This is a genomic window from Lyngbya sp. CCY1209, assembly GCF_055795065.1.
Genome location: NZ_JAYFER010000594.1, coordinates 1 through 9769 on the forward strand (window position 1 = coordinate 1; position 9769 = coordinate 9769).

9 protein-coding genes and 1 CRISPR repeat array are annotated in these 9769 nt (G+C 54.9%); all 9 genes read right to left on the bottom strand.

Features of this window, described 5'->3' with window-relative positions:
* The first annotated feature begins 241 nt into the window (after positions 1-241).
* Positions 242-1369: direct repeats of the CRISPR family, unit length 37 nt; unit sequence GTTTCAATCCCTAAAAGGTATTTCTGATTATAGCAGG.
* Between the two features lie 251 nt (positions 1370-1620).
* Positions 1621-2442, bottom strand: coding sequence for an MBL fold metallo-hydrolase (locus AC0QHF_RS21950; RefSeq protein WP_324706385.1), 822 nt, complete (start codon positions 2440-2442; stop codon positions 1621-1623).
* Between the two features lie 196 nt (positions 2443-2638).
* Positions 2639-3250 (bottom strand): anthranilate synthase component II, encoded by a 612-nt coding sequence (locus AC0QHF_RS21955; RefSeq protein WP_324706386.1) that lies wholly within the window; start codon positions 3248-3250, stop codon positions 2639-2641.
* Between the two features lie 12 nt (positions 3251-3262).
* Positions 3263-3766 carry a diacylglycerol kinase gene (locus AC0QHF_RS21960; protein ID WP_324706387.1) on the bottom strand — a complete coding sequence of 168 codons (504 nt, stop codon included), beginning with the start codon at positions 3764-3766 and terminating at the stop codon, positions 3263-3265.
* 155 nt (positions 3767-3921) lie between these two features.
* Positions 3922-4467, bottom strand: coding sequence for an rRNA maturation RNase YbeY (gene ybeY, locus AC0QHF_RS21965; RefSeq protein ID WP_324706388.1), 546 nt, complete (start codon positions 4465-4467; stop codon positions 3922-3924).
* 10 nt (positions 4468-4477) lie between these two features.
* Positions 4478-4669, bottom strand: coding sequence for a DUF3285 domain-containing protein (locus AC0QHF_RS21970; RefSeq protein WP_324706389.1), 192 nt, complete (start codon positions 4667-4669; stop codon positions 4478-4480).
* 163 nt (positions 4670-4832) lie between these two features.
* Positions 4833-5189, bottom strand: a complete 357-nt coding sequence (locus AC0QHF_RS21975) for an Hsp20/alpha crystallin family protein (RefSeq protein WP_324706390.1) — start codon at positions 5187-5189, stop codon at positions 4833-4835.
* 362 nt (positions 5190-5551) lie between these two features.
* Positions 5552-7489: a hypothetical protein gene (locus tag AC0QHF_RS21980; RefSeq protein WP_324706391.1), complete on the bottom strand. Its 1938-nt coding sequence runs from the start codon at positions 7487-7489 to the stop codon at positions 5552-5554.
* A gap of 71 nt (positions 7490-7560) precedes the next feature.
* Positions 7561-8679, bottom strand: a complete 1119-nt coding sequence (locus tag AC0QHF_RS21985) for an RNA-guided endonuclease InsQ/TnpB family protein (RefSeq protein ID WP_324706392.1) — start codon at positions 8677-8679, stop codon at positions 7561-7563.
* 163 nt (positions 8680-8842) lie between these two features.
* A partial coding sequence (locus AC0QHF_RS21990) for a group II intron reverse transcriptase (protein WP_324706393.1) occupies positions 8843-9769 on the bottom strand: 927 nt, incomplete at its 5' end.

The following is a 9769-nucleotide window of genomic DNA, read 5'->3' on the forward strand; positions in this document are numbered from 1 at the left end:
GCGGCTTCAACCTATGCTGTGAAAGCCATCTAGAAATCCGCCGTAACCCACCGTTTAAGATGTGTCGGTCCAGTCGGCTGCGTTCCCACCCATCTATTATGGGTTAATTCGCCGAGTTTAATTCCCAACCGCTTGGGAATCAATTCCCAAGCTAATAGCCAAAATCATCTGAAGATGATTGGGTGATTTTTACGGTAAAAAAAACCAACCCGGTCTGAAAATCTACACCCGAAACGCCCCCGTTTCAATCCCTAAAAGGTATTTCTGATTATAGCAGGATGGGGAACCATTCGCTGCATCGTAGAACGATGGATGGGTTTCAATCCCTAAAAGGTATTTCTGATTATAGCAGGCCGCAATAGCAGGGACGAGTAGCGCATTAGGAATGTTTCAATCCCTAAAAGGTATTTCTGATTATAGCAGGCCGCCAAAGCAATTTTAGAAATCGCAAAATATGCGTTTCAATCCCTAAAAGGTATTTCTGATTATAGCAGGGAATATCAACATTTTTCATGAATTTGAAAAATTGGTTTCAATCCCTAAAAGGTATTTCTGATTATAGCAGGTTTTAAAATATCCCGAGCCAAAAATCAAACGAGAATAGTTTCAATCCCTAAAAGGTATTTCTGATTATAGCAGGGATACGCGCCGGAATTGAGAGCGAAAATGATATTGAGTTTCAATCCCTAAAAGGTATTTCTGATTATAGCAGGCAGGAAAATATCCCGGCGGGGATTGACCACCGCGAGTTTCAATCCCTAAAAGGTATTTCTGATTATAGCAGGGCGGCGAATGGCTGTTTCCAGCAAACTCGAGAACGGGGTTTCAATCCCTAAAAGGTATTTCTGATTATAGCAGGTGCATCCGAGGTGTTGGCGCTCAAGGAGTCCGATCCCGTTTCAATCCCTAAAAGGTATTTCTGATTATAGCAGGTTCCAGAGCCTGATGGGAAATTCTAACCAGATCCCAAGTTTCAATCCCTAAAAGGTATTTCTGATTATAGCAGGACCAGTGCGAAGCCGATGCAACAGCCTACCAGAATATGTTTCAATCCCTAAAAGGTATTTCTGATTATAGCAGGGGTAAGGCGGCTTATGCTTACCAGTGCGAAGCAGTTTCAATCCCTAAAAGGTATTTCTGATTATAGCAGGACGGCGGCGACAATGGCGGCGACAATGGTGGCGACGTTTCAATCCCTAAAAGGTATTTCTGATTATAGCAGGCCTTGCGGCCTTCTCTTAAGCAATATGAGGGGATGGTTTCAATCCCTAAAAGGTATTTCTGATTATAGCAGGATAATATAAACCAAAAAAGGGAAACGTTTCCCTTTTTGTTTCAATCCCTAAAAGGTATTTCTGATTATAGCAGGGGCCTCGCCAGGAGGTCAAGCCCAATGGGGAATGCAGGCGCCAGTTGCGCGACGATCGCCCGCAGGAGAACCGTTCTCATGCTCCGACCGGCCCAAAAACGCTGAAACCCCCGCTGCGTAAGGTGCGCGGGCATCTCCGAACTCAAAATCGCTGAAATCCCGTTCCAGTGGGAGATGAAAGCACTTTTCATATTTCTTTCATTTCTACAGCCACCCCGTCGCGCAGTTTGCCAGATGCGATCGCCACCCGATCAAGAATTCTCCGGCGGCGCGGAATTCCCCGCATTGGCCGGAGTATTGAAATTGTAGCTCATCACCCCGACTCTCAACCCGTCGTCCGGGAGACGATCGCGACTCAACGTCAAAGTATCACTGTTGATAGTCTCGATCGTGGCATTTGTCATCACATTCAGGAAATTCTCCACCGGAACCAGGTCGCAGGCTGTCAAATCCGCCGCCGGCGTCTGGTAGTGGGTGGGGATGACCATGCGGGGGTTGAGGGCCGCGATCGCAGCTTTCGCCTCCTCCGGCGTGTAGGATTTCGGGCCGCCGCCGACGGGCACCAGCATCAAATCCGGGCGCCCGATCAAAATCCGTTCTTCGATATCGATCGCCCCGGCCAGACCCCCCATGTGCAGGATCTTGATCCCCGCCTGGGTCCACAGCCAAGCCACGTTCGTCCCGAAGCGGCGCCCCCCTTCCCGGTCCTTAACCGTCCGAATGCCCTGAATCTGGGTGCCGTTAAATTGATAGACCCCCGGTTCGTATAATAGCGCCGGATTGTCCGGAAAGCCCTCGATGGAGCCCTCGTCGAGTAGCCGACTGCTGATCAGCACCAAATCCGTGTCCACCTTCGGGCTCCGGTATCCGGCCGTGCACCCGATCTGTCGAAACGGATTCAGCAGCACCCGCAGGCCGCCCCCGGTGAACAGAAAACTGGTGTGCCCCAGCCAACGCACCGTCAGGGTGTCCGCCGTCTGGGCCTGGGAGACTTGCCACCGCGCACCGAAACCCGAAGCGAGGGCGACGAGGGCGCTGGTTTGGGCCAAATGGATGAACTGTCGCCGTTTCATAGAAAACAATCAGACCGAAATATAGAAGGAGAAGAGATGCACCCGCAGGGGAGCGATCGCAGCGATCGCCGGTATGTTGAGAGTTCGCAGGGATCGGAGTTAGAGGCGATCGGAATTTCTCTCCCTACACCCTACACCCTACACCCTACACCCGTCGCCCTGAGCGAAGTCGAAGGGCTACACCCAAAGTTACAAGTCAGCGATCGCCCGCCACCGCCAGCCGGCAACCGTCGAGGAAATTCTTCAACAGGGATTTGCCCGCCCCGGTCAGGATGCTCTCCGGATGAAATTGTACACCCTGGATGTGGGGGTATTGTCGGTGCTGCACGCCCATGATCGTCCCGTCATCCACCCAGGCGGTCACTTCCAAGACCTGGGGGCAGGTTTGGCGATCGATGACCAAACTGTGGTAGCGGGTGGCGGTGAAGGGGTTGTCCAAGTCCCGAAACACGCCCTTTCCGGCGTGGCGGATTTCCGAAGTTTTGCCGTGCATCAGTTGCGGCGCGGAGATGATGTCGCCGCCGAAGGCCTGGCCGATGCTCTGGTGTCCCAGACACACCCCCAAAATCGGCAGGGTCGGCCCCAATTCCCGGATCAGGTCTAGGGAAATTCCGGCGTCGTCCGGACGGCCGGGGCCGGGGGAAATGACCAACCCGTCGGGCCGCAGTTGCCGGACCTGTTCGACGGAGATGCGATCGTTGCGGTACACCTCGATGCGGTCGGCGATCGCAATTTCGGCGCCCCACTCTCCCAAATACTGGACTAGGTTGTAGGTAAAGCTATCGTAATTGTCGATGACGACGATCAAAATTTAGACTCCTTAAATCCACTGTTGGATCTGGGCAGCCAGGGGGGGAAGGATCAGCACCCCGGCGACCAACAGCGCGGCCAGGGCCGAAATCAGCACCGCCGCCGCCGCGCAGTCCTTGGCGATGCGGGCCAGTTCGTGGTAGGACTTCCCGACGGTCAGATCGACGACGGATTCGATCGCCGTGTTCAGGAGTTCAAACGCCATCACCGCGCTGACGGTGAGTCCGATGACGGCCAGTTCCACGAAACTCAACTGTAGCGCAAACCCCAGGGTCACGGCTAGGGTTCCGATCGCCGTGTGGATGCGGAAATTGCGCTGGGTTTTAAATGCGTAAGTCACGCCGTTCCAAGCGTACTTGAAACTGACGAGGAGGTTATTCGCCACACTCCAAGATGATGTTCGGTTGGGGTTAACCTTCGGCTCTCCTCGGAAACCCTGAATGTAAGTGTAACTCTGAGATCGGGGCAGGGCCCGCACGGGGAGCGGTGAAACGGAGGGTTTTTTTGCGTTCATCGGCGACATCCTTACAATCGGCATTCTCGCAATGGTCGGTGCTTCCGATCGATGCTGGGTGCAATTTAGCACGATCGGGGCCGCGTTTTTTCGCGGAGTCATCGGAAGATGACTTGAGTTATCGGGTCGAGAACGAAGCAATTGTACCTAAATTTTTATCGATCCGAACCGAAATATTGCCCGCATTCCAGGTTAACAGCCTGTAGCAGGGCGGTCTGTCGATCCAACATTCGAGTCAAACTGCGATCGTCTGGATGATCCCACCCCAGCAAGTGGAGTAAACCGTGAGCCGCCAACCAAGCCAACTCGGTTTGGAGAGAGTGCCCCTGTTGCCGCGCCTGTCGGGCCGCCGTCTCGACCGAGATCAGGATGTCTCCGAGATAGCACGATGGGGATGAGAGCATCTCCGGGGATTGAGGATAACTCACCTCCAATGTAGCAAAGGCTAAAACATCTGTCGGCTTGTCTAAAGAGCGATATCGAGCGTTAAACCCCCGCATTTCGGTGTCTTCCGTGAGGCGGAGGCTAATTTCGTAGCCGTCGGCGGGGGGTAAATACGGATGCAGTTGTCCCAGCCACTCGGCGAACCAGAATTCCCAGGTTTCCGGCGCGATCGCCTCGAACCCCAGGCGCGGGGACGGGGGGGACTCCCCGTCTTCCCCCCGCCAAAAACAGTCTTGGACGTTCAGTTCGAGTTCCACGTCGGTCCTCTCATCGAGTCAAGTAGGCGACGCCGACGAGGAAACCCACCAAGCCGACGGTGGTGAGGGTAAAGTGAAACAGGGATTTGGAGCCCTTGCGGACCATATTCCGCATCGCCAGTTTGACGTAGCTGGGTTGGGGTTCCCCGGCGGGGACAGCGGGTTGAGTTTCGGGGGTTGGGGATGTCGGTTCGGAAGTCATCGTCAAATTTCGTAGATTTCCACAGCAACGGGGTCGGCTTTTGCCGACCCCCGATCAGTATAGTGGATTTTGGATAGCCGGGTGCGATCCGATCGCATCCCGACCCTCACTAACTATCTGGGGTAACAAGATTCGGGTGAGATGAATTGACAATTAATAATTCTCAATTCTCAATTCTCAATTTCCCCAAAACGACTGTCAAGATCCCGTTGCTGTAGTCCACCTCGGCGCGATCGCGATCGACGGGTTCGGGCAGGGCGACCACCTGGCGGAAGGGGACGGCGGAATCTTTGAGGACTCCGGAAACGATCGCCGCATTTTCCGTGATTTTGATGTCCAAATCGTCCCGGCAGAAACCGGGGAGGGTCGCCTTTAGTACCAGGGTTTTCGGCGTTTCATTGAGGGCGATCGCGGGTTTAAAATGGATGCCGCTTCCCTCTTGGCTTTCCCGATAAACCTGCTCGATTTGACGGCCGATCTTGTCGGCATTTTTAAAGGTTTTTCCGAAATCTAAAACCATGATTTTTTTCTCCTAAATAAACTTGAAAACGGGGATGGAAAAATGACATTGGAAACGTCGGTTTCCAATTGGGACATCAAATTGATCGATTTTTTTCGAGATGCGATGACGGTGAGTTTGGAACGCTAAAAAATCCGATCGCGGCGGACACCTGCCAATTGGTCAAGCATCCGACTCCGGATATTTTGACCCGAATCCTTCGGGGTCGAAATCAATGGGAATTCGATCGGTGGGGGGAAAATTCCCCCGCACCCTCAAATCGTCCGAGCATTTTTTCCAAAGCTTTCAACCGGACGAAATGGGGGGGTGTTCTGCAAAGTGCCGATTTCACGAATCGCCCGCACCCGTCAGATTCGGTCTGATTATGACGGGGGTTCGTCGAGCGGAAGCGTCGGTGAGGCCGGAGGACTCACGGTCTTTTCGACGATCGCTTTATGGCTTTCCCGTTGAGTTTGCATTTCAACGGCGATCGCCTCCACCTGCACCTCTAGACTACCATAGGGAATTTCGAGCTGACAGGTCGTTTCGATGCGATCGAAGCCGTTGGGGGAAAACTCGGTGATCCAGCGCGGCCCGTCTACGATGTTTCGAGACTGGCGATCGTACACCCATATTTTGACATAAATTCGCGGCAGGCCGTCCGGAAGTTGCACCCGGACCGGCAGGGGCCGTCCGGCCACCGGCTCCTCGGGCACCTCCAACAGGGGGGCCGGGACTTCCCGATCTTCGGGGAGGACGTGGGGGGCCCGGATGCGATCGTCCGCCCGCCCCCGGGCCGCGAAACCCGCCGGTTCCTCGAAGTCGTCATCGACGACGATCTCTTCCGCTTCCAATTCGGCGATCAGGGGGCGCAGCTCGTCGGGCACGGGGGGCCGCTCCGGTGCGGCGTCGGGTTCCGGAGGTTCCCCCGCCCCCGGGAAGGGCGTTTCGGGCGGGGTTGGAGAGGTGGCCCGTTTCATCCACTGGGAGAGGTCCCGATCCTTCGCCAGGGAACTGAGGCGGGACCAAAATCGCTCCTCCAAATTCAGGCCGCGGAACGAGCGATCGACCGGGGAAATGATCGCGATCGCCGATTCCGGGGGGGGTTCGGGCAGGGGGGAAAAGGTGTCGATCTCCTCGTCCTCCGCGAACGCCGGCCCTTGAGCCTCCCCGTCCGCCTCCCCGTCCCCCAATTCTTCCGGGGGCGTCGGGTCTGTCTCGGCCGCGGGTTCCGCCGCCTCCCCCGGGAGGGGACGGCCGAAGGTGGGCAGTTCCGGGACCGGTGTCTTTTCCGCCGTATCCCGTTCCCGAGCGGGGGGGTTCAGGGTCGGAGACGGGTGCAACGGCGGCCGCTCCCCGTCCGCCCCTTCCCGGGGCAGTTGCAGGTGGCGAGGCGATGCCATCAGGGACTCCACCGCCAGGGGTCCAGCTTGGTAGTCGTCCTCCCCGAAATCGTCCGCGATCGCCTCCAACAACTGTTCGACGGGCATGGCGACGGTGAAGGTCTGGCTCACCTCGGGCACCGTGTCGCTCGAAAAAATAATTTCCCCCAAAACGAGGCGGGTCTGGCATTCAAAGGGGACGTAAATGGCCGCAGAAAAGGAAACCGGCAAAATCGACTGGGGGACCGGTTGGCGGCTCTCGCAGAGCAGGTCCGAGGTTTGGGGATCTCGCAGGCAAATCCGCAATTCGGGTTCGGAGACGAGAAGCTGGGGGGGAGGGGAGGTGGTTTCCCCCCTCTCGGCGGGGCGATCGCCGACGCAAACTTGGCCGGAGAGCAAAAACGCCTTCCCCAATTCCGCCAGATAGGAATCCCGGTCGAGAACCAGTTTCACTCGGACCTCAGCCCGGTCGAGTTCCGGTCCGGGGGGGGATTCTTCCTCCGCCGCGGGTGACGGCTCTCGGACCGTTTCCGCCGACTCCTCCGCCGCCATTTCCGGAGACGGCTCCAACTCCTCCCCCCCATCGACGTCGCCCGCGAGGACCCGCAGTTGCCGCGTCGCCCGCCAGGTCTGGCCCAACAACCCCTCCTGCAAGTCCGGCGAACAAGAAAATTCCCAAATTCCCGGCAACAGATGCGTGTAGGGGATCACGACCATCAGACCCTCGGCGTTGACATCGCCGCGCCGGGTCTGGACTCGCCGCACCGGGGGCACTTCATCCAAGGCGTGGTAGACAATCCGAATTTCGATCTCCTGCTCCCCGAGGGAGGAACGGCTGACGATACGATACCGCCCCTCCAAAATTTCGACGTCGGGAGATTCCAGGGGCAACCAAGTATTATCTCCTTCCCGCTGCAGCAGAAATTCTAGACTGTCCATCCCGCACCTTCTCCCAACATCCTCGATACCAACGTAAGCTCACCCCCGACTGAAGTACGGGGGCTTTCGCCCTAAGCCGCCGCTGCGCTAGGCAACGAACAACTCAGGCGTTCAGGGCTGCTTACCGAGTCCCCGAGAATCGAAATCATCAGAGAACCATTCAGATCCGCGTCGCCATGCCATCCACAGTTTGTACAATTAAACCGCTTACTGGCCCTGATGCCAATATGCAGGCATTGGTGGCATGTTTGGCTGGTATATGCAGGCGGGACAATCATGAGCGATACGCCAGCGGCCAAAGCCTTGTAGCTGATGAACTGACGAAGCTGATAGAACGCCCAACTATTGGAACGTCTACGCTCTGTCTGAGTGCGTCGCTGTTTATTGGTGCGCTGCCGAATGCCGGTCAAGTCTTCAATAGCAATGGCGCTACCAGTGGCGACGGCTCTCTTTACGATGGTCTTGCTAATATTGTGGCTCACCCAAGCCTGAAAGCGTCGCTCTCTACCCGAGAGCCGTTTCAAGGCGCGTTTAGCGCCCTTTGTGCCTTTTCGTTGAAGCGATGCGCGTACTCGGGAGAACCTGTCTCTCACGTCACGGATCTGTTTCCCGTCCCATTTATCACCTTCCGAAGTAACTGCAATGTCAGTGCGGCCAAAGTCAACGCCAATTACCGTGCTATGTTTGCGTGGCTCAGGCGGCTCGCTCTTGACCTGAATGTGGATGTAGTAGCACCCGTCTCTATGCTGGCAAAGCTGTGCAGACGTGGGCTTGCTGCCCTTCAGCTTGCCGCGCTGGTAGTTGCCGACAGAGACGGGCATCCGTTCTCTACCTTCAATGGTCGTCAGGCTGACCGTCCAATCCTTTTCCCTGAAAGAAAAGATTCTGGCGTCGTAGTCAGCACTGGTGGAGGCAAAGCTGTTAATCGGCTTGCTTTTCTGCTTCGCTGTTTTTCGGTTAGCGCTCACCCTGGCACACGCCCGAACAGCAAGGTTTGCCGAGAGCCCAAATTGGGCTCGAACGTCGTGGTAAACCTGGGCCTGAATCGTTGTCTTGCTGGTCGTCTTTGGGTTGACTTCCTGATGGATATAAATGCAAGCATCCGCAAACGCCTTAAGCGTGCCGTCAATCTTAGCGGCTTGCTCTGGCGTCGGTTGAAGCTTGCAAACTATCGTCAGGAGTTGATTCATGCGCCGTAAAATGTCACCCGTGAATATTCTAGTTCAAGAAGCGGAATACGGCAGCTAAAGCTGCGCGTTGATTTTTCCTCCCCGCTCTAAAGAGACGATTAGGGGTCGAGAGAGATGTCGCCATCTCCCCCTCCCATTCAGAACCGTGCATGAGACTTTCACCTCACACGGCTCCTAGTTCAGCCGTTTCGTTGTCATGAATACGGCTCTTGCTTTGACTACCATCTATAGCAGTCTTGGCATCGTGACAGTGGCGGTGCAACAGTTGGAGGTTCTTGTAATCATCCTTTCCGCCAAGGCATTTAGGAATGATATGGTCGGTCTCCACTTGGTCTTCAATAGTGAAGTGCTGCCCGCACCATTTGCATTTGCCTTTCTGGTATTTCAGCAGTTTGGCTTCTCGGTTCGAGATTTCTGGTGATTTCCCTCTCCTTGTCGCCCAGTAGACCCAATTTCCGTCATACGTCGATGCGTTCGGTTTTACCAACGTGTGGTAGACAATGGGAGTCCAATTATGCTGTTGGAGTCGTAGACCATCCTTAGTTTGGAAAATCCACTTCTCATTCCTTTCTTTCCCATTACTCAGTATCACTTTTCCGGTTCGGAAGTATTTCCTGAGCGTTTTGTATTTGGCATTTCTGCATCGTGACACTACCCATGCCCGCAGTTGTTGCCAGAGTATGTTATCTAGCTTGTTGAAAATCTCCGAGGAGACTACCCCTGAGTAATATCTTGACCATCCTGTGATGATGGGATTGAGTTCTTTAATCAGGGCGGCTTGAGGTGCAGTTTTATATTTCTTAATCACCTCTTTAACCTTTTCAATGTGGGCTTTGATTGCCTTTTTGCTTGGTTTTATGTGGGTTACGAAGCCAAGGAGTTTGCTGACATTTCCTCCACTTTTCCCAGAGACATGTTTTCCAGCAGGATATTGCCTAATGTTGAACCCCAGGAAATCGAATCCCGGTTGGACTTTTTCACCATTTGCCTCGATTTCTCTCAGTGTATGGCAGATTCTTGTCTTTTCCGGTTTAAGCTGGAGACCAATAGGTTTTAACCATTCGGAAATAGCAATCTTGCACTGTTCAAT

Bases quoted from the DNA above. Each gene is read 5' to 3' on its own strand.
- AC0QHF_RS21970 (WP_324706389.1), bottom strand. From the start codon at position 4,669: ATGACTTCCGAACCGACATCCCCAACCCCCGAAACTCAACCCGCTGTC.
- AC0QHF_RS21975 (WP_324706390.1), bottom strand. From the start codon at position 5,189: ATGGTTTTAGATTTCGGAAAAACCTTTAAAAATGCCGACAAGATCGGC.
- AC0QHF_RS21950 (WP_324706385.1), bottom strand. From the start codon at position 2,442: ATGAAACGGCGACAGTTCATCCATTTGGCCCAAACCAGCGCCCTCGTC.
- AC0QHF_RS21985 (WP_324706392.1), bottom strand. From the start codon at position 8,679: ATGAATCAACTCCTGACGATAGTTTGCAAGCTTCAACCGACGCCAGAG.
- AC0QHF_RS21980 (WP_324706391.1), bottom strand. From the start codon at position 7,489: ATGGACAGTCTAGAATTTCTGCTGCAGCGGGAAGGAGATAATACTTGG.
- AC0QHF_RS21960 (WP_324706387.1), bottom strand. From the start codon at position 3,766: ATGAACGCAAAAAAACCCTCCGTTTCACCGCTCCCCGTGCGGGCCCTG.